Raw genomic sequence first — 23,357 nt, 5'->3', positions numbered from 1 at the left:
ATGCTGCGCAAGCTGATCCTCGCCCTTGCGGCCCTGACACTCGGCGCAACGCCGGCAGCGGCAGAACGCGTGCGCGATCTGGGCAGCTTCCAGTCGGTGCGTTCCAACCAGCTGACCGGCTATGGCATCGTCGTCGGGCTTGATGGCACGGGCGATGACAATTTCGCCTATACCACCGAAGCCATGCGCGGCGTATCCGGTCGGTTCGGCCTGCAGCTGCCACCCAATGTCAATCCGGCGCTGAAGAATGCCGCCGCCGTGATGATCACCGCCGAACTGCCCGCCTTTGCCAAGCCAGGTCAGCGGATCGACATCACGGTATCGGCCATCGGCAAGGCCAAATCGCTGCGCGGTGGCGCGCTTATCATGTCCCCGCTCTATGGGGCGGATGGCGAAATCTATGCCATGGCGCAAGGCAATCTGGCCGTGGGTGGTCTGGGCGTTTCCGGCCGTGACGGATCGCGCCTGACCGTCAATGTCCCCACTGTCGGCCGCGTGGCCGAAGGTGCGAGCGTCGAACGCTCTGTCTCAACCGGTTTCGAAACCAGCGAAATGTTGCGCTGGAACCTATTCCAGGCCGATTTCCTGACCGCCGCCCGCGTGCGCGACGCCATCAATGATCGCTATCCCGGCATAGCGGAAATCGAAGACGGCGTCACCCTGGCCATGCGCCTGCCCTATGGTGCAGATCAGCGGGCCGGCATCATGGCGCAGATCGAAATGATCGACATCACTCCAGCCGAAGCATCGGCCAAGGTCGTCATCAACAGCCGTACCGGCACGGTGGTGATTTCCAGCGCCGTGCGCCTTTCCCCGGCCGCGATCAGCCATGGCAGCATGGTGGTGCGGATCGATGAAAACCCCATGGTGGTCCAGCCCGCGCCGTTCAGCAATGGACGGACCCAGGTAGAAGAAAGCAGTTCCATCGGCATCGAGCAGCGCGACGCACACGTGGCCCTGTTCGAACCGGGTGCCTCGCTAGCCGAAGTGGTCGACGCGCTGAACATGCTGGGCACCACCCCTGCCGATCTGGTCGCGATCCTCGAAGCGCTGAAGCAGGCCGGATCGCTCAAGGCGGAAATGGTGATCATATGAGCGGCGCGATCTCCCTGTCCCCTTCGGTTGCAGCTTCGTCTGCAACCGATCAGCGGCAGCAGCTGGCCCATGCGGCCAAGCAGTTTGAAGCGATCTTCCTGCGCCAGATGCTGGCCGCCGCGCGCAGTACGGACTTCGGCGGAAACGATTTGTTCGGCAGTTCCAGCGAAGAAGCCTTTACCGAAATGCGCGACGCGCACTTCGCTGATCTCGCATCCGAAACCGGCGCATTCGGCATGGCCGACGCCATCGAAGCCCAGCTGACACGCCTGACAGGTCCGGAGAAATAAGCATGGCATCCGATCTCCTCAGCATTGCCGCCAGCGGCACGCGTGCCGCACGCAGCGCGCTGGACATCACCGCGCAGAACATCGCCAACGCTTCGACCGAAGGCTATGTCCGCCGCAGTGTGCAATTGTCTGAGGTATCGGCCAGCAGCGGCGTGCTGCGGCCGGGCGACGTATCCCTGTCCGGGGTCCGCGTTTCGGGGATCACGCGCAATGCCGATGCCGTTCGCCAGGCTGAAGTCCGCCGGACCGGCAGCGATCTGGCCCGTGCCAATACCGATCTGGCCGCGCTGAAGAGCACGGAAAACGCCATCGAAAAAGCCGGCGTTTATGAAGCGATCGTCGGTTTCGAAGCCAGCCTGCTGCAACTCAGCAACAACCCCACCGATCCGTCCCTGCGGGCCGCGGCCGTGGCCGGGGCCCAAACCATGGCAGACAAGTTCAACATCGCGGCCGACAGCCTGGAAGCGGTGGGCGATGGCCTGCGCTTCGATGCCGCTGCCAAGGTGGAAGAAGCCAACACGATCGGCAGCGATCTGGGCCGGATCAACCTGCAGCTGGCTCGTACGGGCGAAAATTCCAGCGATCGCGCCACCTTGCTCGATCAGCGCGATCTGCTGCTGACCAAGCTCAGTGATATTGCCGATGTATCCACGCAGTTCGCCTCCAACGGTACCGTTACCGTGCGCCTGGGCGGCAGCACCGGCGCCGTGTTCGTCGAAGGCAGCGCCAGCGCCTCCCTCTCGGTCGCCGAAGCAGCTGATGGCACGATCAACTTTGCCGTCAATGGCCAGGCCGTCACCCCCACCGGCGGTTCGCTGGCCGGCAGCGCGCAGGCATTGTCCTATGTGGCCGAAACCCGCACCCGGCTGGATGCACTCGCCGATGGCATTGCCGCCACCGTCAATGATGCGCAGTCCCAGGGTGCGGCGCTTGATGGATCGGATGGCCAACCCCTCTTCACCGGCATGGGGGCCGCTGGCATGTCGCTGGCCTTTACCAATGGATCTCTGCTGGCCACTGCGCCGGCCGGTTCGGATCCGTCCAGCCGCGATGCCTCAAATCTGACCGATCTGCGCTCCGCACTGGAAACCGGTGGCGCTGCCTCCGGCGCGAATGCGCTGCTGTTCGATATTTCAAGCCGCGTTTCCAGCCGCCAGACCACGCAGGAAGCGCTGGCATCGATCGCCACCGCCGCCAGCGAATCGCTGAAGCAGCAGGCCGGCGTCGATCTGGACGATGAGGCTGCCAATCTGCTCCGCTTCCAGCTGGCGTTCCAGGCTTCCGGCCGTGCCATGCAGGTGGCGAACGACATTTTCGACACTCTGTTGAACATCAGGTGACACCATGATCAACCTCAGCACAGGTTCCTATTTCGACCGCGCGACCAAGCAGATCAGCTCGCTTCGCACGCAGGCCGAAGATCTGGATCGCCAGATCAGCACCGAACAGCGGCTCGGCCGTTCATCCGACGATCCCGTCGCGGCGGCACGGTTGCGCACCCTGTCGCGCACCACCGCCCTGTCGGAGATGGATCAGCGCAATTCCGACAGCGCGCAGACCAATCTGAAGATGACCGACACCGCGCTTGATTCCGTGGCCGACATCATCATTCGAGTGAAGGAGCTGGCCACACTGGCCGCATCCGGCACCTACAATGACGAACAGCGCGCCGCCGCCGGTGCGGAAATCGCCACGCTGAAGGACAGCCTGCTGTCGCTGGCCAACAGCCGCGACGCATCCGGCCATGCTTTGTTCGGCGGCACCATTACCGGGGACGCTTATCAGAATGTCGGTGGCACGATCACCTATGTCGGGAACAGCACGATCGATCCGGTCAGCCTGGGCGAAGGTCAGAGTGTGCTGCCCACACTGACCGGGCCCGATGCACTCTCTTTCAAGCAGGACGGCGTGGACACCGATCTGTTTGCCGTGCTTGGCTCGCTCGCCCTGGCGTTGCAATCGGGCAATGACCCGGTCGCCGCCAGCAAGGATGCGCTGGCATCGCTCGATCTCGGTCTGGAAAAGGTCACCACTTCGCAGACAGTGGTCGGTGCGCGGCTGAACTGGGTCGATCTGATGGATCAGCGGCGCGAAACCATGGGCGAGCTGACCGCCGAAGAACAAAAGAATGTGGGCGGCGCCGATCTGGCGACGTCGATGATGCGCCTGCAGGACATCATGACCGTGTTGGAAGCAAGCCAGGCCAGCTTCGTGAAGCTGTCCGGCCTGTCGCTCTTCAACATCATCCGCTGACGCTGAAACGCTGGGAATTCCGTAATGTTTGTGATTATCGGCATTGTTGTCCTGCTGCTGATGGTGTTTGGCGGCTTCGCCATAACGGGCGGCTCTCTGGGCCCCGTGCTGGAAGCGATTCCGCACGAAATGCTGATCATCGGCGGCGCCGCGCTGGGCGCGCTGGTCACCGGCAATTCCATGCACGAGCTCAAGGGCATCGGCGGTGGTCTGACCAAGGCTTTCAAAGGCCCCAAGCACAACAAGCAGGATCACATCGATGCCATCGCGCTGTGTTCGCGGCTGATGAAGCTGTTGCGCGCCGAAGGTCCGGTGGCGCTGGAATCGCATGTGCAGGAACCCGCCAATTCGCCGATTTTCGCCGAATATCCCAATCTCCTGACCAATAAGCCGCTCACCGCGCTGATCTGCGACACGCTGACCCTGATCGTGGTGTCTTCCGGCACGCTGGAAACCCACGCCGTGGAAGAGGTGATGGACAATGCGATGAAGACGCATTTCCATGAACAGCACGAACCCCAGCATGCGCTGCAGGGTCTGGCAGACGCCCTGCCCGCCCTGGGCATCGTCGCCGCCGTTCTGGGCGTGGTGAAGACCATGGGTTCGATTGACGAACCGCCGTCCGTGCTGGGTGGCATGATTGGTTCCGCCCTGGTCGGCACTTTCCTGGGCGTGTTGCTGGCCTATGGCATCGTCGGCCCGATCGCGACCCGGTTGAAGCAGGTTCTGGAACAGGACGAACAGATCTTCCACGCGGTGAAGCAGGTCATCATCGCCTCGCTGAACGGATATCCTCAGCCGCTGGTGGTCGAAAGCGCGCGGTCGGGCCTGGGCCACGCCGTCCGCCCTGGACTTTCCGAACTGCTCGACAGCCTGCGGGGCCGCTGACATGGCATCGCGCAGCGCCCGGAACGAGCCGCCCCCGCCCATCATCGTCAAGAAGGTCACCATCGTTGCCGGTGGCCATCATGGCGGGGCGTGGAAGGTCGCCTATGCCGACTTCGTGACGGCAATGATGGCATTCTTCCTGCTGCTGTGGCTGCTGGGCGCGACGACCGAGGACCAGCGCAAGGGTTTGGCCGATTACTTCACCCCCACGCTGGTCAAGACCCGCGAACAGAGCGCCGGGTCCAATGGCCTGCTGGGCGGCGCATCGATTACCGACGCCGACAATTATCCGAACCGTGCCGGCCAGACAGGCACCAAATCGCTGACCATTCCGCGCGATGCGACCGGTGGCCCGCGCGAAGGCGGCGCCGCGACCATTCAGCGGATGAAGGAACGCGTCGAGGAAAAGCTGGAAAGCAATGAAAAGCTCAAGCAGCTGATGCGCCAGGTCCGCATGGTTGACACCAATGAAGGGGTCCGCGTCGATCTGGTCGATGACGCCGATTTCTCCATGTTCGTGCTGGGTACGACCGTGCTGACCAATGAAGCTGCCAGCCTGGTTTCGGCGATTGCCGGTGCGGTTGCGCCGGAAAGCGGCAAGCTGACCATTCGCGGCCATACCGATGCCCTGCCCTGGAAGCCGGGCGTGAAGGCCAACAACTGGTCGCTGTCGGCGGGCCGCGCCGAGGCCACCCGCCAGGCTTTGCTGCGGGGCGGCATTGCGGACGACCGTTTCTTCCGCATAGAAGGCGTGGCGGATCGCGAACTGCTGGTCAAAGACAACCCGCAGGATCCGCGCAACCGGCGGATCTCCATCCTGATCACAAATTGACGATGCCGGGCCTTGTGCCCGGCATTCCGTATTTGGCGCAATATGCGCCAGACCGCGCTGCAAGCCGATCGGCTGGCCGGACCGCCAAGCGCTGAACCCCACAATTTGATGACGACCCCGGCGCACATAGTCAGGTGGTAGCTGCTTACGCCTGCCGAGAAGCTGCGCCAGTGAAGGATTTGCCATTTCTCGGGCCGGAGCTAAGCTCCGGCGATGGCCCTGCCTCCTCCACAACGACTGGCAAGCCTCGGGCTCGGCGGAGATGGTGACGAAGTCGTGGCCATCGAGAATGTCGAGCATTGCTTCGGCGTGCAGCTGGACTACGACATGGCGCCGAACTGGCGAACCGTAGGGGATGTGTTCACCGCCCTGCAGTCGGCGTGCCAATCAGCCCAGCAACCCTGCATGCCCCCCGCACCCGGCGACGATGGCAGCGACTGGCATCGGTTCGCGGAGGCGATCTGCGCCGAAACCGGCGTCGCGCCGGATCGGATCGACCGCGACACATTGCTGCTGCGAAGGCACTGGCACCAGCAAAAGCATTGGCCCTTGCCATCTTTGCAGCTCTGGCGGCGACGGTGTTCTGGCTGATGGCCTGAACGCCGGCGGTATTTCTGGCAGAACCGGCCGCGCTGGCGATAGAGCCTGACCCTGGATTTCCACCAGTTGGGCACCAGCAAATTCCGACGTCGAGCACGGAGCACCGCGTTCGACCAACGATGCCTTACAGCGAACAGCGGTCCGATCGCCGTTTCATCGCGACAAACCCTGCGCGATTCGCGGCCTGACCAGCTCTGGCCTGATGGGCATGAATCTGCCGGACCGACCATTCAGGCTGGCAAAAAACCTTAATAAGTTCCGGAATCGGAATCGCCTATGGTCATTTCAGGCTGCGTCACGCGGGCAAACGTAAAGGCGATGTTTACCAATTCGGCCGGCCTGGCATGGACATCGGCACCTTACTATCTGCACGCAAAAAAGGCCCGGCGCAAAGCGCCGGACCCTTCTTTGCATCTTCTGATGCTGAGGCGATTAACGCAGCAGCGACAGCACGTTCTGCTGGCTCTGGTTCGCCTGAGCGAGCATGGCCGTCGAAGCCTGGCTCAGGATCTGGGCCTTGGCGAGTGCGGTCGTTTCAGCCGAATAATCGGTGTCTTCGATGCGCGAACGGGCGTCCGACAGGTTGGTGACGGTGTTGGTCAGGTTGTTGACCACAGAGTCAAGGCGGCTCTGGCCGGCACCGAGCGTTGCACGGGCGCTGGAGATCGAGTCGAGTTCGGTCGTGAGCGTGGCCAGCAGGCCGTTGGCTGCGGTTGCCGTCGAAACGTCGTAGGAACCGGCTGCGCCACCGCTTGCGGCCAGCGTGGTCAGGTCAGCCATCGCCAGGTCCACAGTGTCCGTGCCGTTGGCACCGGTCTGGATGGTCACCGAGGTAACCGTACCGTCGAACAGCTTCACGCCGTTGAATTCGCTGTTAACAATGACCTGATCGATCTGTGCGGTCAGCTCGTCCACTTCAGCCTGCATATAGGCGCGGTCGGTGGTGTCCTGGTAGGTGCCCGAAGCGGACTGGGTGGCCAGTTCACGAACGCGCTGCAGCATGTTGGTCACTTCGTTCAGCGAACCTTCTGCCGTCTGCGCCAGAGCGATACCGTCATTGGCGTTGCGGATACCCTGGGTCATGCCGCGAACCTGCGAGGTCATGCTGGTTGCAATGGCAAGACCAGCTGCGTCGTCTTTGGCGCTGTTGATGCGCTTGCCGGTCGAAAGGCGTTCCATCGCGCTGCTGAGGGCCTTGCTGGCGCTCGTCGAAGCGTTGGAAGCACGGATTGCGCTGGTGTTGGTGTTGATTACGGACATCTTCGGCTCCTTGGTGTCATCGAACGCTGCCGAAATCCCCGTGTCACTGGCAGCTGGAACCCAGACCGACCCAAGCGGCGGATTTTAAAGGGGTCCGCAGCCAGAAACCGATCGATAGGTAATAACACCTAAGTCGCAATACGTAGCCTAAAATTAGCGACGTCTTTCACGTCCCCCCTGCAGAGGAGCGTCAACAAACGGGGTTAACAAAGTTGGGGCACCCATGGGATCGATCGTAAGAAGCCGCCGGTTCGAGCAGTTTCATGCACCGCTGGCTGGCAAATTGACCGGAATTGAATCATCCCTGTTCCTCAACAGGCAGGTTACGCTGGCTGATGCCAGCGAAGCCGCCAATGGCTGCATGCCCAATTCGGTGACGCTTGAACGCGGGCAGACCCCCGAAATGCGGCGGGTGGGTTCCAGCGCCACGCTGCGTTACACCGATCCGATTTCAGAAGCGACCTTTGCTGCCCTGCTTGCGCTGATGAATGCCGGATCCGGTCCCGTTGCTGCAGACCCTGAATCGCTGTCGGTCCTTGCCCTGGCCGAACGCCTCGCCAGCACAGACATCCCCGTACTGATCAACGGTCCCACCGGAACCGGCAAGGAAGTGCTGTCGCGCTTCATTCACGATCACAGCCCGCGTCGCGACAAGCCGTTCATCGGCGTCAATTGCGCGGCCATTCCCGAAGCCATGCTCGAAGCGCTGCTGTTCGGCCATCAGAAGGGTGCCTTCACCGGCGCCAATGCCGCCAGCGAGGGTTTCTTCCGCGCGGCCGACGGCGGCACGCTGCTGCTCGACGAAATTGCCGAAATGCCGATCACGCTGCAGGCCAAGCTGCTGCGCGCGCTGCAGGAAGGCGAAGTGGTACCGGTCGGCGCGACCATTCCGATCAAGGTGGATGTCCGCATCATCGCCTGCGCCAACCGCGATCTGCCGCGCGAAGTGGAAGAAGGCCGGTTCCGTGCCGACCTTTTCTATCGTCTCAATGTATTTCCCATGACGCTGTCCGCGCTGCGCGAACGCCCGGCCGACATTGCCCCGCTGGCCTTTGCCATGCTGCTGCGCCACACGCCGCGCAACCAGCCCCAGCCCTGGATCAGCGACGCCGCCCTGGCGATGCTGAAGACCCACGGCTGGCCCGGCAATATCCGCGAACTGGAAAATGTCATCCGCCGCGCCACTGTGCTGGTGAACAACGGCCGCGTGATCGAGCCGCAGCATATCGTGTTCGACCGCCCGGCCCGACTGGTGGAAGCGACAACCGGACCCGCTCCGACTGTCGCCGCCCCGACTGTTCCGGCCCAGACTGCGCCGGCATCATCGCCGATCGCCGGCGAAGAGATCACCAGCAATGAAAAGCTGGCGACCATCGTGCAACTGTCCGAAGCCCGCGCCATCATGGAAACGCTCGACGCCTGCGGCGGCAAGCGTTCGGAAGCCGCGCGGCAGCTGGGCATCAGCGAACGGACCCTGCGCTATCGGCTGGCCTCCTTCCGTGAAGCGGGCCTGGCAATCGGAGGCCGTCGATGAGCGGCATCGGCGCCATCGGCGGCGCGGGATCTGTGCAGCAGATCATCGCCCTGCGCCAACAGATCATCGATCGGTCGCAACTGCTGCAGGAACTGCATCAGCCGCGCGAAGTCTCTGCCACCCAGGTTCAGCCTTTGGCCGGCGGCGGTTTCGCCGATACGCTCAAGACGGCGCTGGAAGGGGTCAATTCGGTCCAGACCAATGCTGCGGATCTGAGCGCAGGATATGAACGCGGCGAAGTGACCGACATCGCCAAGGTGATGATGGCCCGGCAGGAAGCCGGCGTCGCCTTCGAAGCCACACTGCAAGTGAGGAACAAGCTGTTGTCCGCCTATCAGGACATCATGCGGATGGGGATTTGATAGATGAGCGATCTCGTTCCCGTATCGGCCAATCGCGCCTCTCTGCTTGATCCTTTGAGCGGGGCATCGGGCGGCAGCATGTCAGATCGCCTGAAGGCATTCACGGCCCAGCCTGCCGTGCGCAAGGCCCTGCCCTGGTTTGCCGGCATGGCCGGCATCGGGGTGCTGGCATTGACCTGGGCCGCGATGTCCCCCGCGCCGCAGCGCGTGCTCTATTCCTCGCTCAGCGATACGGAACGCGCCGATGTCGTTTCCGCGCTGGACAAGGCATCGATCGGCTACACCATAGACAATGCCACCGGCACTTTGACAGTGGATGAGGGCGATCTGTACCGCGCCCGCATGCTGGTGGCGTCGGACGGCGCGCTGGCGGCGCCCGAGAGCGGCAAGGATCTGCTCGATTCCCTGCCCATGGGCGCCAGCCGCACGCTGGAAGGTGATCGGCTGCGCGCTGCGCAGGAACGCGATCTGACGCTGACGATCATGGAAATCGACGGCGTCGAAGCAGTCCGCGTGCATCTGGCCAAGGCCGAACGATCGGTCTTCGTGCGCGACAACCTGCCCCCCTCCGCCTCGGTCATGGTCCGCATGGCGCGGGGCCGCGAGCTGTCGGATTCGCAGGTTTCCGCCATCGCCAATCTCGTCGCAGGCTCGGTTCCGGGTCTGTCCGCCGATTCCGTCCGCATCGTCGATCAGCACGGCCGGCTGGTATCCCAGCCCAAGGGTGCCGAATCCGATCGTCTGGATATGCAGGCGCGGATGGAAGACAAACTGCGTTCCCAGGTGGAGCAGCTGCTGGCCCCGATGGTCGGCACGGAAAACTTTTCCAGCGAAATCCAGGTCGAGCTCGACATGAACGAGGTGACCTCGGCAAGGGAAAGCTATGACAAGGAAGGGGCCGTCCGCCGCGAAACCACGCAGGAATCGCAGAGCGCCTCCAATTCGGCGATCGGCGTGCCCGGCGTCCTTTCCAACACCCCGCCCCCGTCGGCAGAGGCCGTACCGGGTGCACCGGGCAATACCCCCGCCACTGCGCCGCCCGCACAAATGGGTGAAAGCAGCGCCAGCCGCACCTATGAACTGGGCCGCGAAGTGGCTGTGTCGAACACCGCCCCCGGTGGGCTCAAGCGGCTGTCGGTTGCGGTCGCGCTGAACCAGGATGCCCTGAAGGGCGCCAGTGCCGCCGATATCCGCAAATTCGAACAGCTGATTTCGGCTGCTGTCGGCGCCAATACCCAACGCGGCGACAATGTGGCCGTGATCGTGCGCGCGTTCCAGCCTGCCGAAATGCCGGAACCACCATTCTGGGAAGCGTCCTGGTTCCCGATGCTGGTGCGCAATGGCGTGGCCCTGCTGTCGGTCCTGCTGGTCCTGTTGCTGGCGGTACGCCCGGCGATCAAGGCCTTTACCCGCAAACAACAGGCCCAGGCGGCCACCAATCCCGAACTCGCCGTGCTGGATGAAGACGGCGTGGTGATCGAAGCCGGCGAAAGGCGTTTCGAAGACGAACGTCGCGACGGCCCGACCGATCTGCATGCCGAACCGCGCCCGTCACCGGCATCCACGCTGGTTTCCCGCGAAGAGCGGGACGAAAACGATCGGCTGGCATCACAAATCGAACTGGCTCAGCGCATTGCGCGCGAACAGCCGGCTGATGCCCTGCAGGCGCTGCGCCGCATGCTGGGTGAAGACAACAAGACAGGCGGAGCCCCGGCATGAGCGAAGTCATTGCATTAGACCCAACCGTCTTCACCGACATGCCCGCCAGCGGCGCCGACCATGCCGCCGTGCTGGTCATGCTGCTGGGTGAGGAAGAGGCTGCCGGCCTGCTGGGCCAGCTGACCCAGGCCGAACTGAGCATCCTGGGCGAGCGGATGTGCACGATCGGCGATGTCAGCCCCGACGCCATTACCGGCGCGGTCACCACTTTCGCCCGTTCGGCAGCCCAGGGCGGCATTACCAGCCACGGCCGGGTCGACAGCGTGCGCCGGATCATGACCAGCGCCGTGGGGCAGGTGAAGGCCGACAATCTGATGCGCCGCGTCGCGCCGGAAGAACCGGCCAAGACCAGCGCGCTGGATCTGGCCCATTGGCTGGAGGCCGATGTGCTGATCCCGCTGGTGGAAGACGAACATCCGCAGGCCATCGCGGTGCTGCTGGTGCAGTTGGATCCGGTCAAGGCCGCCGCCGTGCTGGCCGGCCTGCCCGATCATCTGCATGCCCCGGTGGTCCACCGCGTGGCCCGGCTTGGCCCTATTTCCCCGCAGGCGCTGACCATTCTGGAAGAATCGCTGACCGCCAAGATTTCCCGCGCCCATGGTGCCGCCCCGCTGAAGATGGGCGGCGTGCGCGAAGCGGCCAGCATCATCAACAATGCGGCCCGCACCGTGGAACGGCGCGTGATGCCGGCCATCGGCAAGATCGACAAGCTGCTCGCAAGAGAGCTGGAAAACGAGATGTTCAAGTTCGACCATCTGTTTGAACTGGATCAGCAGATGATGGGCCAGCTGCTGCGCGAAGTGGAAAGTGAACTGCTGATCGATGCGCTGAAGGGCATCGAAGAAAACGAACGCGAATATTTCTTCCGCGCCATGTCCAGCCGGGCAGCCGATGGCCTGCGCGACGAAATCGAAGCCCGTGGTCGCGTGAAGCGCACGGATGTCGATGCCGCGCAGAAGCAGATACTGATCACCGCACGCCGCCTGGCCGAAGATGGCACGATCGTTCTGGGCAAGGGCGACGACGACTATGTCTAGTCTCCCACCCGAATTGTTCGCCCGTTCTGCTGGTGGGAGAGCGCGCTTTTCTCCGCTGTTCGTCAAGCCGGACCCCGGCCCGGCGCCGGTTGTCGTCGAAGTCCCACCGCCGATCGACCCGGCGATTGCCGCCTATGAGCGCGGCTATGCCGAAGGCGCGGCGATCACCCAGGCGCATGCCGATGCGGCCGCCCTGGCCCGATCGGAAGCCGCCGGCCGGATCGAGCTGGCCTTTGCCAGAATGGATGAGGCGGCGCTGACCGATCTCAAATCCATGCTGCGCCAGACAGTCATCGCCCTGTGCGAAGCAACGCTGCTGCCCGCCGCGATCGATCAGGATGGACTGACCGCCCGGATCGAGAAAGCCGCTGGCATGCTGCAGCGTGCGCAAGATGAAAAACGCGTGCTTTTGCACCCGGATGATCTGGCACTGGTTCGCGATCGCTTGCCCCAGGGGCTGCAACTCGTGGCCGACAGCAGTATCGAACGCGGTGGACTGCGGATCGAAACGCCCGATGGCGGGATAGAAGACGGCCCATCGCAATGGCGCCGCATTCTGGCAGAAGCATTTCGCGAATGCTGAGACATTTTTCCGACCTGCTGGATGATATGGCCCTTTCGCCGCTGGATCTTGATCCACGACGCTTCGGGCGAGTGACCGCCTGTGATGGCGGGCTGATCGAGGTCAGCGGCCTGACTGTGCCGATCGGCGGGCTCGCCCGGATCGATGATGGCAAGGGCCACACACTGACCGCAGAGGTCATCGGTTTTCGCAACGGTCGCACCATGATGATGCTGCTGGGTGATATGGTGCTGCTGCGCCCGGGCGCCGTCGTGCGCCCGGAAGGGCGGCCCGGCATGCTGCCCGTGGGGCCGGCCTATCTTGGCCGCGCGGTGGATGGCGAAGGCAAGCCGATCGACGGTGGTCCTCCTATTCACGCCGTGGCCGAATGGCCATCAGGCGGTGTGCGCACCGGCGCGCTTGATCGTGCCAGCGTGAAGGAACCTTTCGATACCGGAATTCGGGCGATCAATGCGCTCACCACCTTCGGGGTGGGGCAGCGCGTGGGGATCATGGCCGGATCGGGCGTGGGCAAATCCGTGCTGATCGACATGATCGCGCGCGGGGCCGATGCTGATATCGTGATCGTCGGCCTGATCGGTGAGCGCGCGCGCGAAGTGTCCGATTTCGTCGAACGTTACATGCACGGCGAAGCGGCCAAACGCACCGCCGTCGTCGCCGTGCCGGCCGATCATGCCGCCAATCTGCGTTTGCGCGGCGCGCTGCTGGCGACATCGCTGGCCGAACATTTCCGCGCTGCCGGGCAGAAAGTGCTGCTGATCCAGGACAGCCTCACCCGCATCGCCCACGCCGCCCGCGAAATCGGCATTTTGCTGGGGGAACCGGGGGCGGCGCGCGGCTACCCGCCCTCGGCGCTGTCCACCATTACCAAGCTGGTCGAACGGGCCGGCAATTCGGCCGAGAGCGGCGGATCGATCACCGGGCTTTATACCGTGCTCGCCGATGGCGACGATCAGAACGATCCGGTCGTCGATACGGCGCGATCCATTCTGGACGGGCATATCGTGCTCTCGCGCGAACTGGCCCAGCGCGGCCAGTATCCGGCCATCGATATCGGCGCCTCGCTCAGCCGCGTGATGAACGATATCGTGCCGCGCGATCAGGCGCTGTGCGCACGGCAATTCCGCGCCCTGCTCTCCAGCTACGAAAGCAATCGTGATCTGGTGCTGATGGGCGCCTATCGCCCCGGCGTCGATCATCTGCTGGATCGCGGGATCAATCTGCACCCGCAACTGGTGCAGTTCCTGACGCAGGAAGCGGGCGAATTCGTTTCGCTGGAGGCAGCGCGCGACATGCTGGGCAGGTTGATCGGCCATGACGGGTAAATCCCATGACCGGTGATAAGGCCCGATTGCGCCGGGTCCGCATGATCGAGCGGGTTCGCGCCGCCGAACAGCGCAAGGCTGCGGTCGCGGCCTTCGATGCCATGGCGGTGCGGCACAAGCTGGAAAAACTGTCCGAACGCACGCGGTCGCTGGCACAGCTCTATGAAATTCGCGACGGCGCGCAGGATGGCGCCGCACTGCGCGGAGCCAGCCTGCTGGGCGCGCATCTGCGTGAACTGGGCCGGGTGGCGGAAATGCAGGCGGAAGAAGCCCGCCAGACAGCCGATGGCAAAATGAGCGAACTCGCCTCTGCCGAACGGCGCAGGCAGCGTGCCGAAGACGAACGGCGCGGCGTTCACCGGGAGGTGCGCGATCGCGCCGCCAGCGCCGATCTTCCCATTCCGGGACAATCTGCCGCTGCAAAATGGAAGTTTGGCACGCATCTTGAATAGCCTTGCTGGTAACCTGGCAAAACGGCGTGATGATGCAAACCCTATCGGTCTCGAATGCTCCATCCTTTATCGACAGCACGCGCAACCGTGCGGCCGAAGGGCTGAATCCTGCCGTCGCGAGCATCAATTTCGCATCGCTTCTGCCTGCCGACGCCGTCGCAAATACGGTTAACGGCGACGAAACCAGTGTCGAGCTGCCGATGACGGATCTGGTTGCCCTCGCCACAACTCCGGCGAGCCCGGCCATCCCCGTCGTCACCATTGCCATTCCGGCCACCACCGGACAGGCAATCGCCGGTTTGCCGTTGCCGGTTGCCGCAGGCGGCAAGGATTTGCCGGTTGCTCTGCCGGAAGGCGGCAAGGACGCGGAATTGCCGGCCGCCGCCCCGGACGCGGCCGAAGAAATCGCGCTGGCCATGATTATCCCCGGTCTGGTCGGCGGTGAGCTGCCCGCTGTGGTTCCCGCTGCCGCACCGTTGATCATCGGTACCGCGCAGCCGACCACGGATACTGCGGCCGCTGCCAGCACCAGCCCCGCCACGCTCGCCGCGGCGACGATTGCCGGCCCTGCCGCCAAGGGCAACCAAGCCGAAGGCAATGCCCCGCAGGCAGACACCGGCACCGGCGGTCAGGCCGCGTCGCAAGGGCGCCAGCAGCCGGCAGAAGCACCGGCGGTCATGCTGGAAGTGGCCCCTGCCGAAGCAACAGCCTCCGTCGATCCGGTCGACCACGCGGTTGATTTCACCACGGGCCGGACCAGTGCCGCCCCTGCCAGCCCTACCCTCGCCACTTCGACAACCCCTTCTGCAACGCAGCTTTCGTCTGTGGTGCGGTTCCAGCCGGCTGCGACGCTGACGCCGCATGATCTGGCGCAGGTGGTCGAACGGCTGGCTGCAGCCCGTGAAGCCTTCGCCCCGGCCGCAGCCGCTATCGCGATTGACCACGCCGAGTTCGGCGAATTGTCGCTCCGCTTCGAACAGCGCCGCGACGGGCAACTGGCTGTCCAACTGGCCGCGACCGATCCCGAAGCGCATCGCGCCATTGTCGCGGCCGTCGCCGCAGAACGCAGCAACGCCACCGGCTCTCAATCGGGCCAGCCCTCCATGGCCGGCCAGCACAGCGGCAATTCGCAGGCTGGTGATCGCACCGATGGCTCCGGCCGCGAAGGCCAGGGCACTGCCGGCCGTGACGATCGCAATGGCGCCCCGCGCCGCAACGCCGCCGCACACACATCCACCACCGGACGCCCCTCGGCGCAATCCGGTGAAATTCTCGCCTGAACCGAACCCATCCAGATATTCGACAGGACTTACGAACAATGAGCGATACCAAGGACAAACCGGCAAAGAAGGGCAACGGGCTGGTCATCAAGCTGGTCGTTGGCCTGGTGCTGGTCGGTGCCGGGGGCGGTACGGCCTATGGCCTGATGGCAGCCGGCATCATCGGTGGCGGCAAGGCAGAAGCACGTGAAACCGGCCCGCAGCTGATCCGCAAGGGCGAAGAAGACCCCTACGCGCCCCCCGCCGGAAAGGGCAAGGAAGAAGGCGTCGCGATGGTCCATGGCGACGGCGGCAATGAATTCCGCACTGCCTATTACACCTTCGGCGAAGACTTCACGTCCAACCTCAAGAACTCCGGCGGGCTCGTGCAACTCAGCCTGGCTGCCTCCACCCGCCGCGATGGCCGCGTGCTGATGTGGATGAACGAACATGAACTGGCGATCCGTTCGCGCATTCTGGTCGAACTGGCCGATACGCCTGAAGAAGAAGCCTATTCCCCCGAAGGCAAGCAGGCGCTGCAGAAGCGCCTGACCGCTGCCATCAATGAAGTGCTGACCGAACAGGAAGGCTTTGGCGGGGTCGACAACGTCTACTTCCGTTCTTTCATCGTCCAATGATGAACCAGACCTTCGACAAGGTCGCTTCGCGGGCCGCCATTCACAGCGATGTGCTGATGCGCAGCCATGCTGCCGCGCCGGCCGAACTTGCGCCGGATTTCGATCGCTTCGGCGACCGCCTGTCCACGCGCATGAGCTCCGCCCTGGTCGCCGCAACCGGCTCGATCGGGGTAGAGGTCCGCTCCACCGGCAGCCGCACGGTCGACTCTGCCGATCTGGGCAAGCTGCTGGGCCAGTTGTCGGCGCTGAGCGTCTACAACATCGGCCAGACCGAACATGTCCTGATGCTGTCGCTTGAAGCCCGCGCACTGCTGGAGCAGCTGGATCGGGCCTTTGGCGGCAATGGCGAACTGAGCGACGCCGATCTGCCTGAAACCATGCCGACCTCGGCCGATCTGCTGGCAAAGCGAGTGGAACAGCAGGTAATCGGTGCGGTCACGGAAGAACTCGGTGGATTGCAGCTCGAAGCCATTGATCGCGGGTCCAATTATGGCCGCCTTGCCCCCTTCGCCTATGGCGCGGAAGTGCTGGTGCTCAGCTTCGAAGTATCCCAGCGCACCGGCCGTCCCTGGACGATCGACATCGTCACCACCAAGCCCGGCCTGCACGGCCTGCTCGTGCGGCGCAGCGGTCCCAGCACCACCGTTGCCACGCCCCGCGTCGCGGCCGCGCTGGACGATCCGCGCTTCGCCGATCTGCCACTGTTTGCCGATGCCCGGCTGGTGGACATGCATATCCCGCTCGGCCGGCTGAAGGGGCTGGCCCCGGGGATGACCATCCCGATCGCCCTCGCCCGCAGCGTCCCGCTGCGCATCGGCGACGTCACCATTGCGCATGGCACCGTCGGCGAAGTCGACGACCAGGTCGCCCTGCAGATCACCCAGACACATTTCTCCGGAAAGGAAGATTGATCATGAACCCTGCTGAGAGCTTCGGCCTGATCCAGGACATCGATGTCCATCTGACGGTCGAACTCGGCCGCACCAAAATGCGGTTGCGCGATGTCCTGAGCCTTGGCGAGGACAGCGTGGTCATGCTCGATCGGCTGACCGATGAACCGCTCGACGTGCTGATCAACGGCAAGCTGATCGGCCGCGGCGAGGTTATCGCCCAGGGCAGCCGCTTCGCGCTGCGTATTCTGGAACTGGTCGGTTCCAACCAGACTGCCACGCCCAGCGGGGCTGCGGCGGGCGGATCTTCTGTCGAGGTTGCCGGCTGATGTTCTGGTACATCGTCAAACTGCTGATTCTTCTGCCGATGATCGGCCTGATGATCTGGGGCACCCTGAAGCTGGCCCAGCGCATGCAGGGCAAGCTGGGGGCACCGCAGAACGGCACCAAATCTGTGCGCATCATCGAAAGCACCATGCTGTCGCCCACGCTGCGGCTGGCGGTCATCGAATTTCACGGCCGTGAAATCCTGGTTTCCACGTCGCGCAACGGTCTGACCCGTCTGGCCGAAGCCCCCGCCCGTTCGAGCGGGAGCATCGAGGAATGAAGCGGCTGGTTTCGATCGCTGCCGGCCTCTGGGTCAGCGCCCTGCCTGCGCTTGGCTACGCCCAGGATGCGGCAAACAGCGCCGCAACAGCGCTTCAGGCCGCAGCACCCGGCGCGGTCCCGGGCGCGCTCGACCGCGCCTTCGGCCAGCTTGGCGGCGCTGGCGGTGAACCGCTGAGCATGTCGCTGCAGCTGCTGCTGGTCATGGGTCTGCTGACCATCCTGCCGGCGCTGGTGCTGATGATGACGAGCTTCACCCGCATCATCGTGGTGCTGGCGATCCTGCGACAGGCGCTGGGTCTGCAGCAGTCTCCGCCCAATCAGGTGCTGATCGGCCTGTCCCTGTTCCTGTCGCTGTTCGTCATGGCCCCGACGCTGGAACAGGTGAACGACACCGCGATTGCCCCCTATGCCGCCGGACAGATGAACGCGGAAGACGCGATCTCCGTCGCGGGGACCCAGTTTCACGCCTTCATGATTCGGCAAACGCGCCAGAGCGATCTGGAAATGTTCACCGACATTGCCGATGCGCCGCGCTATGCCTCTTCGGCAGACGTTCCCTTCTCCATCCTGCTGCCGGCCTTCGTGACCAGCGAGCTGAAGACCGCCTTTCAAATCGGCTTCATGCTGTTCCTGCCGTTTCTGGTGATAGATCTGGTGGTGTCCAGCGTACTGATGTCGCTGGGGATGATGATGATGTCACCGATGCTGGTGTCGCTGCCGTTCAAGCTGCTGTTGTTCGTGCTGGTCGATGGCTGGGCCTTGCTGATGGGTTCCCTCGTGGCGAGCTTCGGATAGGGTCATGGACGAGCTTTCCCCCCTTCTCGCCCTGGCGGACCGGATGTTGTGGGTCACCGCGCTGATCGCCGCACCGATCCTGCTGGCTGGCCTTGCCGTCGGACTAGTGGTCGGCCTGATCCAGGCTGCCACCTCCGTCAACGAACAGACGCTTACCTTCGTGCCGAAGCTGGCCGCCATCGCGCTGGTGCTGGTGCTGATGGGCGCGTCGATGATGGCGCTTGTCGGCGACTTCATGCAGGATATCTTCACCGAAATCGCAAGGATCGGCCAATGATCCACGATGGAGGCATCCGCCGGTGATCGGGCTCGATTTCGGTCTTGGTGCCATCGAAGCGGAATTCTGGCGGGTCGTTTTCCTGATGACTCGTATCGGTGCTGCCCTGATGGCGGCCCCGGTCTTCGGTGCGATGTCGGTGCCGCCGATCGTGCGCGTTTCGGTTACCGGGGCGTTGGCGATCTTTGTCGCCGCGTGGTTTCCCACGGTAACTGCGCCGGCAGTGCTGTTTTCCGCCCAGGGCATGCTGGCTGTGGCCGGCGAAGTGCTGATCGGGCTGACGCTGGGTTTCGTGCTGCAAATCGCCTTTGCTGCGCCGGTGATGGCGGCTGAACTGATTGGTGGCGGCATGGGCATGAGCATGGCCATGGCATCCGATCCCGGCAGCGGCGGGCAAACCACCGCCTTCGGGCAGTATTTCACCATCGTGCTGACACTGATCTTCCTGACCATCGGCGCGCATCTCCACTGGATCGCGCTGCTGACGCAAAGCTACCAGACCTTCCCGCCGGGAGACACCTGGCTGGGGGCAGAACGGTTCGAGCTGGTCGTATCCTTTGTCGGACTGATGTTCGAAACCGCCGTGCGGATCGCCCTGCCGATCACGCTGGTGCTGCTGCTGGTGCAGATCGTGACGGGCGTGCTCAGCCGTTCGGCCCCGTCGCTCAATCTCTTCGCCCTGGGTCTGCCGGCCGGGGTGCTGGCCGGGCTTGCCGCGCTGATCATTGCCGCGCCGCTGATCTATGATCAGCTGAGCGATGTCGTCGCCCTGTCGCTGGAACAGGTGGAAAGTGTGATTGCCCGATGAGCGAGTCCGCCGGCGAAAAATCCTTCGCCCCAACCACCAAGCGCAAACAGGATGCCGCCAAGAAGGGCGACGTCTTGCGTTCGCGCGAATTGTCGACCGCAGCGGTCATCCTGCTGGGTGCTGCCTGGCTGAGCATTGCCGGTCCCTGGCTGCTGGGCCAGCTTTCGGCGCTGCTGCGCGAAGCCTTCATCTTTGATCGCGGCGATGTGGCGGATTTCGAACCCGGTGCGCTGATGACAACCGGCCTGCTGGTCGCCCTGCCCCCGATCGCCACCATCGCCGTGCCGGTGATCATCGCCGCGCTGGTGACCCAGCTGATGTCTGGCGACGGGCGCTGGGTCGGCACCAATCTGGCGTTCAAGGGATCGCGCATCAATCCGCTGTCCGGGCTCAAGCGCATGTTCGGCCCGACCGGCTGGATCGAGATGGGCAAGGGCCTGCTCAAGATCCTGTTCCTTGGCGCGATCGCGCTGTGGTGGGGCCGCAGCTGGCTGTCGACCATTGCCGGCCTGGGCCGGGGCAATCTGTCGCAGCAGTTGACCGCCGGCTGGGGCGCAATCACATCGCTGCTGTTCGCGCTGGCCGGTGGCCTGATCCTGATCGCCCTGCTCGATTTCCCTGTGCAATGGTTCCGCCGCAACCAGCGCCTGATGATGAGCCATCAGGAAATGCGCGACGAAAACAAGGAAGCCGAAGGTTCGCCCGAAGCGAAATCCGCCCGCCGCCAACGTCAGCGCGAAATCGCCGCCGGCGGTGTGGCCCACGCCATGCGCGAGGCGCAGTTCGTGCTGACCAACCCGACCCATTTCGCCGTCGCCATGGTCTATGATCCGGACAAGGCCGGCGCACCGATCGTGCTGGCCAAGGGGCGCGGGGACAAGGCGCAGGCGATGAAGGAACTGGCCCGCGAATACAATGTGCCGATGCTCGAGTTCCCGCAGCTCGCCCGTTCGGTCTATTTCACCACGCGTGAGAACCAGACGATCCGCGAAGAACTCTATTCCGCCATCGCCTCCGTCCTGGCTTTCGTCATGGCACTGAAGCGCGGCGAACGGCGTGCCATTCCGCTGATAGAAGTGCCGGCGGAACTGCGTTTCGACGCCGACGGGCAGCTCAACTCATGATCCGCTCCGGTCGCCGCACCCGGTGTTGCGAGCGGCCGGACGCCCTTAACAAAACCTCACTGTCGCCGTTCTCACCGGCATGACCACGACCTCCGCAACCTCGTCGATCGTTTCCGCGCTGGGCGCGGGCAGCGGTGTGGATATGACCGCATTGGCCACCAATCTGGCCAATGCCCAGTTCCAGCTCCGAAACGAGCGGCTGACGCTGCAGAGCGAAAAGGTCCAGCGACAGATATCCGTCGCTTCGGAAATCAAGAACGCGCTGTCGATCCTGGCCAATTCGCTGGGCGACCGGGTCCGTGTGGGCGACCTGTCGAGCCAGGCAAGCGTCGCCAATTCGAGCGTGGCCACCGCCAGCACCCCAGCGGGTGCGACCGGTTCGGGCAGCTACAGCCTGGAAGTGCTGTCCCTGGCCCGCGGGCAGACCCTTTCCAGCCCCGCCGTTGCCAATGCCACCACCACCGTCGGCGCCGGATCGCTGACGCTGCGGTTCGGTCAGACCAGCGGCAGCGGCTTCACCGAAGATTCCTCCCAGGCGGCCGTCACCATCGATATTGCCGCTGGCGCCACGCTGACCGATGTCGCCGCTGCCATCAATGCCAAGCGTTCGGGCGTCACCGCCTATGTCGCGCAGACCGTCGACGGGGCAACGCTGGTGTTCAAGGGCGCCGAGGGGGCGCAAAGCGGCTTCATCGTCGAGGCGACCGAGACAGCCGGACAGGAAGGCCTGGCCGCCTTTGCTTGGAACCCGTCTGCCGGTGGCGACGCGTCCCGGCTGCTGGCACAATCGGCCGACGCATCCTTCATGCTGGATGGGCTGGCGATGACCAGCAAGACCAATGTGACCGGCCAGGTCGCACCCGGGCTGGTGCTGTCGCTGAAGGGCACCAACGCCGGATCGCCGACCACGGTCGCTTTCAGCAGCCCCACGGCCACCATCGCCGATGCGATGCAGGATCTGGTAACGGCCCTGAATGAAATCATCGGCGGGCTCAACACCGCCACGGATCCGAGCACCGGCGATCTGGCCGGGGATTCCGGCGCCCGGGCGCTCAAGCGCTCGCTCGCCAGCCTCGGCACTGAAGTAATCATGCCCAATGCCGCCGCGGGCGCCCCGCGCACCCTGTCGGATCTGGGACTTTCGGTTCAGCGTGACGGCACATTCACGCTGGATTCGGCTCGGCTGCAGGCAACCATGTCCCGCGACCCCGACGCGGTTTCGGCCATGTTCACCACCGGCCTGTATGGCGTCTACGCCACGGTCGACAAGATTTCCCGCAATGCCGCCAAGACCGGCGATCCGGGCACCATCGGCGGATCGATCACCCGCTATCAGAAGCTTTCGACCGAACTGGCGAAGGCCACCACCAAGCTGGCAGAACAGCAGGAAACCCTGCGCGCCCAGATGGTGGCCCGCTTTGCCAAGGCCGACACCCGCATCAGCCAATCCCAGTCCACCCTGTCGTTCCTGCAGTCGCAGATCGCCGTCTGGAACAAGTCGGACGACTAAAGGTGCTGGCCTGGTCGGACCCTTATGAAGCCTACCGCCGCACCCATCTGGATGCGCGCGTTCAGGGGGGCGATACGACCGAGCTGGTCCGGTTCTGCCTGGAACAGGCGATCCAGTCGCTCGGATCCGCCATCATGGCCGACAGCCGCCAGGAGCCGACCGCCCGCAGCAAGAGCATTGTGCGCGCGCTGACCGCCATCACCGCCCTGGAAATGGGGGTTGACCGCGACGCCCCGATGGGAACGGTGCTGCTGCATTTCTATGGCGCCACACGCGAGGCCCTGCTGTCCAGCGTGATCCAGTTCGATGCCGAACGGCTGGCTAGCGTGCGCCAGGATCTGGTCGATGTGTCGGGCGCACTGCATCCGGTTCGCTGAACCGGACGGGCTCAACATTTCAGCCCGACCCAGCCTCAGAAATCTTCGTCCAGCCCGCCGTAAATCGCGATTCTGACCGCTTCAGGGGTGGATCGGGCATTCAGCTTGCGCATCAGATTGGCGCGATGGATTTCCACCGTGCGATAGCTGATGCCCAGTTTTTGCCCCGCTTCCTTGTTCGAATTGCTGTGCAGGATTTCCATCAGCACCGCACGTTCGCGATCGGTCAGCCGTTCGACCAGCTTGCGAGCCTCGGCATAGCGACTTTCGCGCTTCATCCGCGCCACGCCTTCGGTGGTGAAGCGGGCGAAGGTCTTGGCAAAGGCATCGTCGGTAAACGGCCAGCGCAGATAGCTGAGTGCCCCGGCAAGCATGGCCTTCACGATCATGTCCGGCGTGGGATCGACCGAATAGAGGGCCACCGGCAAATGCCGCCCGTCGCCCATGATGGCAGAAACAAGATCGGCTCCGTCGAGCACCTCCGGATCGTCATGCGCAAGCACGACACCGGTCTTCGGCGCATAGCGAACGAATTCGGCGCAGCTTTCATAGATTTCCGCATGAAAGGCCTGCGACTTCGCCCTGTTGGCGATTTCGGCACGGCGGCGGAAATCTTCGTCAATAATATGAATCTGCGCCCCTGAAGCCATGCCCTTGCCAGCCCTGTTATATACCCAGGAATAGCTTGCCCCCTTCGGAGGCACACATATAGCCCTTCGCCGCTTACTAGGTATTTATGCTTAATAAAAAATAACCATCCTCGCTAGGGATGAGTCATTTTGTCCCCCTATTTGCCCACAAAAGTCCGGTAACGGGCCAGTTGATATTCTGTTTCATGGA

The 23,357-nt window shown here is 63.8% G+C and carries 27 protein-coding genes; 25 read left to right on the top strand and 2 right to left on the bottom strand.

Translation table 11 applies throughout. The features are described from left to right. The 7 genes from GRI97_RS05660 to GRI97_RS05630 all read left to right on the top strand — a co-directional run bounded on the left by GRI97_RS05660 (nucleotide 1) and on the right by GRI97_RS05630 (nucleotide 5,949). Nucleotides 1-1,095 carry a flagellar basal body P-ring protein FlgI gene (locus GRI97_RS05660; RefSeq protein WP_161390112.1) on the top strand — a complete coding sequence of 365 codons (1,095 nt, stop codon included), beginning with the start codon at nucleotides 1-3 and terminating at the stop codon, nucleotides 1,093-1,095. After that, entirely contained in the window at nucleotides 1,092-1,385 is a 294-nt protein-coding gene (locus tag GRI97_RS05655) for a rod-binding protein (RefSeq protein WP_161390111.1), read from the top strand. The genes GRI97_RS05660 and GRI97_RS05655 overlap by 4 nt, the downstream gene beginning before the upstream one ends. A 2-nt stretch (nucleotides 1,386-1,387) precedes the next feature. Further along, nucleotides 1,388-2,725 carry a flagellar hook-associated protein FlgK gene (flgK, locus tag GRI97_RS05650; protein ID WP_161390110.1) on the top strand — a complete coding sequence of 446 codons (1,338 nt, stop codon included), beginning with the start codon at nucleotides 1,388-1,390 and terminating at the stop codon, nucleotides 2,723-2,725. Nucleotides 2,726-2,729: 4 nt separating this feature from the next. Further along, complete coding sequence (locus tag GRI97_RS05645; RefSeq protein WP_161390109.1) at nucleotides 2,730-3,638, top strand: flagellin N-terminal helical domain-containing protein; 909 nt, start codon at nucleotides 2,730-2,732, stop codon at nucleotides 3,636-3,638. A 24-nt stretch (nucleotides 3,639-3,662) separates the two neighbouring features. Then, nucleotides 3,663-4,526, top strand: coding sequence for a flagellar motor stator protein MotA (gene motA / locus GRI97_RS05640; RefSeq protein ID WP_161390108.1), 864 nt, complete (start codon nucleotides 3,663-3,665; stop codon nucleotides 4,524-4,526). Between the two features lies 1 nt (nucleotide 4,527). After that, nucleotides 4,528-5,358 carry a flagellar motor protein MotB gene (locus GRI97_RS05635; RefSeq protein ID WP_161390107.1) on the top strand — a complete coding sequence of 277 codons (831 nt, stop codon included), beginning with the start codon at nucleotides 4,528-4,530 and terminating at the stop codon, nucleotides 5,356-5,358. A gap of 213 nt (nucleotides 5,359-5,571) precedes the next feature. Next, the gene (locus GRI97_RS05630) at nucleotides 5,572-5,949 is read left to right on the top strand and encodes a hypothetical protein (protein WP_235917612.1); all 378 of its coding nucleotides are present in this window, start codon (nucleotides 5,572-5,574) and stop codon (nucleotides 5,947-5,949) included. A 441-nt stretch (nucleotides 5,950-6,390) separates the two neighbouring features. Here GRI97_RS05630 and GRI97_RS05625 read toward each other — a convergent pair whose 3' ends face one another. After that, entirely contained in the window at nucleotides 6,391-7,218 is an 828-nt protein-coding gene (locus GRI97_RS05625) for a flagellin N-terminal helical domain-containing protein (RefSeq protein WP_161390105.1), read from the bottom strand. Nucleotides 7,219-7,441: 223 nt separating this feature from the next. Here GRI97_RS05625 and GRI97_RS05620 point away from each other — a divergent pair, with 223 nt between their 5' ends. The 18 genes from GRI97_RS05620 to GRI97_RS05535 all read left to right on the top strand — a co-directional run bounded on the left by GRI97_RS05620 (nucleotide 7,442) and on the right by GRI97_RS05535 (nucleotide 22,517). After that, the gene (locus tag GRI97_RS05620; protein ID WP_161390104.1) at nucleotides 7,442-8,752 is read left to right on the top strand and encodes a sigma-54 interaction domain-containing protein; all 1,311 of its coding nucleotides are present in this window, start codon (nucleotides 7,442-7,444) and stop codon (nucleotides 8,750-8,752) included. Then, nucleotides 8,749-9,114, top strand: coding sequence for a flagellar hook-basal body complex protein FliE (gene fliE, locus GRI97_RS05615; RefSeq protein WP_161390103.1), 366 nt, complete (start codon nucleotides 8,749-8,751; stop codon nucleotides 9,112-9,114). The genes GRI97_RS05620 and fliE overlap by 4 nt, the downstream gene beginning before the upstream one ends. Before the next feature lie 3 nt (nucleotides 9,115-9,117). Continuing rightward, nucleotides 9,118-10,833, top strand: coding sequence for a flagellar basal-body MS-ring/collar protein FliF (fliF, locus tag GRI97_RS05610; RefSeq protein WP_161390102.1), 1,716 nt, complete (start codon nucleotides 9,118-9,120; stop codon nucleotides 10,831-10,833). Then, nucleotides 10,830-11,870, top strand: coding sequence for a flagellar motor switch protein FliG (gene fliG, locus GRI97_RS05605; protein WP_235917610.1), 1,041 nt, complete (start codon nucleotides 10,830-10,832; stop codon nucleotides 11,868-11,870). The genes fliF and fliG overlap by 4 nt, the downstream gene beginning before the upstream one ends. After that, a complete protein-coding gene (locus tag GRI97_RS05600; protein WP_161390101.1) occupies nucleotides 11,863-12,453 on the top strand; it encodes a FliH/SctL family protein in 591 nt (196 codons plus the stop codon). The genes fliG and GRI97_RS05600 overlap by 8 nt, the downstream gene beginning before the upstream one ends. After that, complete coding sequence (locus tag GRI97_RS05595) at nucleotides 12,447-13,778, top strand: FliI/YscN family ATPase (protein ID WP_161390100.1); 1,332 nt, start codon at nucleotides 12,447-12,449, stop codon at nucleotides 13,776-13,778. Before GRI97_RS05600 ends, GRI97_RS05595 begins: the two co-directional genes overlap by 7 nt. A gap of 5 nt (nucleotides 13,779-13,783) precedes the next feature. Then, the gene (locus GRI97_RS05590; protein ID WP_161390099.1) at nucleotides 13,784-14,230 is read left to right on the top strand and encodes a hypothetical protein; all 447 of its coding nucleotides are present in this window, start codon (nucleotides 13,784-13,786) and stop codon (nucleotides 14,228-14,230) included. Between the two features lie 26 nt (nucleotides 14,231-14,256). After that, entirely contained in the window at nucleotides 14,257-15,510 is a 1,254-nt protein-coding gene (locus GRI97_RS05585; RefSeq protein ID WP_161390098.1) for a hypothetical protein, read from the top strand. A gap of 38 nt (nucleotides 15,511-15,548) precedes the next feature. Beyond that, nucleotides 15,549-16,127: a flagellar basal body-associated FliL family protein gene (locus GRI97_RS05580; RefSeq protein WP_161390097.1), complete on the top strand. Its 579-nt coding sequence runs from the start codon at nucleotides 15,549-15,551 to the stop codon at nucleotides 16,125-16,127. Next, nucleotides 16,124-17,038 carry a FliM/FliN family flagellar motor switch protein gene (locus tag GRI97_RS05575; RefSeq protein WP_161390096.1) on the top strand — a complete coding sequence of 305 codons (915 nt, stop codon included), beginning with the start codon at nucleotides 16,124-16,126 and terminating at the stop codon, nucleotides 17,036-17,038. Before GRI97_RS05580 ends, GRI97_RS05575 begins: the two co-directional genes overlap by 4 nt. Before the next feature lie 2 nt (nucleotides 17,039-17,040). Next, the gene (gene fliN, locus GRI97_RS05570) at nucleotides 17,041-17,346 is read left to right on the top strand and encodes a flagellar motor switch protein FliN (RefSeq protein WP_161390095.1); all 306 of its coding nucleotides are present in this window, start codon (nucleotides 17,041-17,043) and stop codon (nucleotides 17,344-17,346) included. Continuing rightward, the gene (locus GRI97_RS05565) at nucleotides 17,346-17,624 is read left to right on the top strand and encodes a flagellar biosynthetic protein FliO (protein ID WP_161390094.1); all 279 of its coding nucleotides are present in this window, start codon (nucleotides 17,346-17,348) and stop codon (nucleotides 17,622-17,624) included. Before fliN ends, GRI97_RS05565 begins: the two co-directional genes overlap by 1 nt. After that, nucleotides 17,621-18,421, top strand: coding sequence for a flagellar type III secretion system pore protein FliP (fliP, locus tag GRI97_RS05560; RefSeq protein WP_161390093.1), 801 nt, complete (start codon nucleotides 17,621-17,623; stop codon nucleotides 18,419-18,421). Before GRI97_RS05565 ends, fliP begins: the two co-directional genes overlap by 4 nt. A 4-nt stretch (nucleotides 18,422-18,425) precedes the next feature. Next, the gene (locus GRI97_RS05555; protein ID WP_161390092.1) at nucleotides 18,426-18,698 is read left to right on the top strand and encodes a flagellar biosynthetic protein FliQ; all 273 of its coding nucleotides are present in this window, start codon (nucleotides 18,426-18,428) and stop codon (nucleotides 18,696-18,698) included. Between the two features lie 22 nt (nucleotides 18,699-18,720). Continuing rightward, a complete protein-coding gene (gene fliR / locus GRI97_RS05550) occupies nucleotides 18,721-19,506 on the top strand; it encodes a flagellar biosynthetic protein FliR (RefSeq protein ID WP_161390091.1) in 786 nt (261 codons plus the stop codon). Further along, nucleotides 19,503-20,630 (top strand): EscU/YscU/HrcU family type III secretion system export apparatus switch protein, encoded by a 1,128-nt coding sequence (locus GRI97_RS05545; RefSeq protein ID WP_161390090.1) that lies wholly within the window; start codon nucleotides 19,503-19,505, stop codon nucleotides 20,628-20,630. Before fliR ends, GRI97_RS05545 begins: the two co-directional genes overlap by 4 nt. Nucleotides 20,631-20,709: 79 nt before the next feature. After that, complete coding sequence (gene fliD, locus GRI97_RS05540) at nucleotides 20,710-22,140, top strand: flagellar filament capping protein FliD (RefSeq protein WP_161390089.1); 1,431 nt, start codon at nucleotides 20,710-20,712, stop codon at nucleotides 22,138-22,140. A gap of 2 nt (nucleotides 22,141-22,142) precedes the next feature. Further along, nucleotides 22,143-22,517 (top strand): flagellar protein FliS, encoded by a 375-nt coding sequence (locus GRI97_RS05535; protein ID WP_161390088.1) that lies wholly within the window; start codon nucleotides 22,143-22,145, stop codon nucleotides 22,515-22,517. Between the two features lie 35 nt (nucleotides 22,518-22,552). On the opposite strand, the gene GRI97_RS05530 is transcribed toward GRI97_RS05535, so the two are convergent. Next, nucleotides 22,553-23,167 carry a response regulator transcription factor gene (locus tag GRI97_RS05530; RefSeq protein WP_161390087.1) on the bottom strand — a complete coding sequence of 205 codons (615 nt, stop codon included), beginning with the start codon at nucleotides 23,165-23,167 and terminating at the stop codon, nucleotides 22,553-22,555. Nucleotides 23,168-23,357 lie beyond the last annotated feature (190 nt).

Origin of the sequence: Croceibacterium xixiisoli (assembly GCF_009827305.1) — a bacterium.
Classification (GTDB): Bacteria; Pseudomonadota; Alphaproteobacteria; order Sphingomonadales; family Sphingomonadaceae; genus Croceibacterium_C; species Croceibacterium_C xixiisoli.
This window is presented reverse-complemented; position numbering and strand designations above follow the sequence as displayed.

Bases quoted from the DNA above. Each gene is read 5' to 3' on its own strand.
- GRI97_RS05645 (WP_161390109.1), top strand. From the start codon at position 2,730: ATGATCAACCTCAGCACAGGTTCCTATTTCGACCGCGCGACCAAGCAG.
- GRI97_RS05600 (WP_161390101.1), top strand. From the start codon at position 11,863: ATGTCTAGTCTCCCACCCGAATTGTTCGCCCGTTCTGCTGGTGGGAGA.
- GRI97_RS05565 (WP_161390094.1), top strand. From the start codon at position 17,346: ATGTTCTGGTACATCGTCAAACTGCTGATTCTTCTGCCGATGATCGGC.
- flgK (WP_161390110.1), top strand. From the start codon at position 1,388: ATGGCATCCGATCTCCTCAGCATTGCCGCCAGCGGCACGCGTGCCGCA.
- GRI97_RS05635 (WP_161390107.1), top strand. From the start codon at position 4,528: ATGGCATCGCGCAGCGCCCGGAACGAGCCGCCCCCGCCCATCATCGTC.
- GRI97_RS05580 (WP_161390097.1), top strand. From the start codon at position 15,549: ATGAGCGATACCAAGGACAAACCGGCAAAGAAGGGCAACGGGCTGGTC.
- GRI97_RS05595 (WP_161390100.1), top strand. From the start codon at position 12,447: ATGCTGAGACATTTTTCCGACCTGCTGGATGATATGGCCCTTTCGCCG.
- fliE (WP_161390103.1), top strand. From the start codon at position 8,749: ATGAGCGGCATCGGCGCCATCGGCGGCGCGGGATCTGTGCAGCAGATC.
- fliF (WP_161390102.1), top strand. From the start codon at position 9,118: ATGAGCGATCTCGTTCCCGTATCGGCCAATCGCGCCTCTCTGCTTGAT.
- GRI97_RS05555 (WP_161390092.1), top strand. From the start codon at position 18,426: ATGGACGAGCTTTCCCCCCTTCTCGCCCTGGCGGACCGGATGTTGTGG.
- GRI97_RS05590 (WP_161390099.1), top strand. From the start codon at position 13,784: ATGACCGGTGATAAGGCCCGATTGCGCCGGGTCCGCATGATCGAGCGG.
- GRI97_RS05545 (WP_161390090.1), top strand. From the start codon at position 19,503: ATGAGCGAGTCCGCCGGCGAAAAATCCTTCGCCCCAACCACCAAGCGC.
- fliG (WP_235917610.1), top strand. From the start codon at position 10,830: ATGAGCGAAGTCATTGCATTAGACCCAACCGTCTTCACCGACATGCCC.
- fliD (WP_161390089.1), top strand. From the start codon at position 20,710: ATGACCACGACCTCCGCAACCTCGTCGATCGTTTCCGCGCTGGGCGCG.
- GRI97_RS05530 (WP_161390087.1), bottom strand. From the start codon at position 23,167: ATGGCTTCAGGGGCGCAGATTCATATTATTGACGAAGATTTCCGCCGC.
- GRI97_RS05575 (WP_161390096.1), top strand. From the start codon at position 16,124: ATGATGAACCAGACCTTCGACAAGGTCGCTTCGCGGGCCGCCATTCAC.
- GRI97_RS05630 (WP_235917612.1), top strand. From the start codon at position 5,572: ATGGCCCTGCCTCCTCCACAACGACTGGCAAGCCTCGGGCTCGGCGGA.
- GRI97_RS05660 (WP_161390112.1), top strand. From the start codon at position 1: ATGCTGCGCAAGCTGATCCTCGCCCTTGCGGCCCTGACACTCGGCGCA.
- fliP (WP_161390093.1), top strand. From the start codon at position 17,621: ATGAAGCGGCTGGTTTCGATCGCTGCCGGCCTCTGGGTCAGCGCCCTG.
- motA (WP_161390108.1), top strand. From the start codon at position 3,663: ATGTTTGTGATTATCGGCATTGTTGTCCTGCTGCTGATGGTGTTTGGC.
- GRI97_RS05655 (WP_161390111.1), top strand. From the start codon at position 1,092: ATGAGCGGCGCGATCTCCCTGTCCCCTTCGGTTGCAGCTTCGTCTGCA.
- GRI97_RS05620 (WP_161390104.1), top strand. From the start codon at position 7,442: ATGGGATCGATCGTAAGAAGCCGCCGGTTCGAGCAGTTTCATGCACCG.
- fliN (WP_161390095.1), top strand. From the start codon at position 17,041: ATGAACCCTGCTGAGAGCTTCGGCCTGATCCAGGACATCGATGTCCAT.
- GRI97_RS05625 (WP_161390105.1), bottom strand. From the start codon at position 7,218: ATGTCCGTAATCAACACCAACACCAGCGCAATCCGTGCTTCCAACGCT.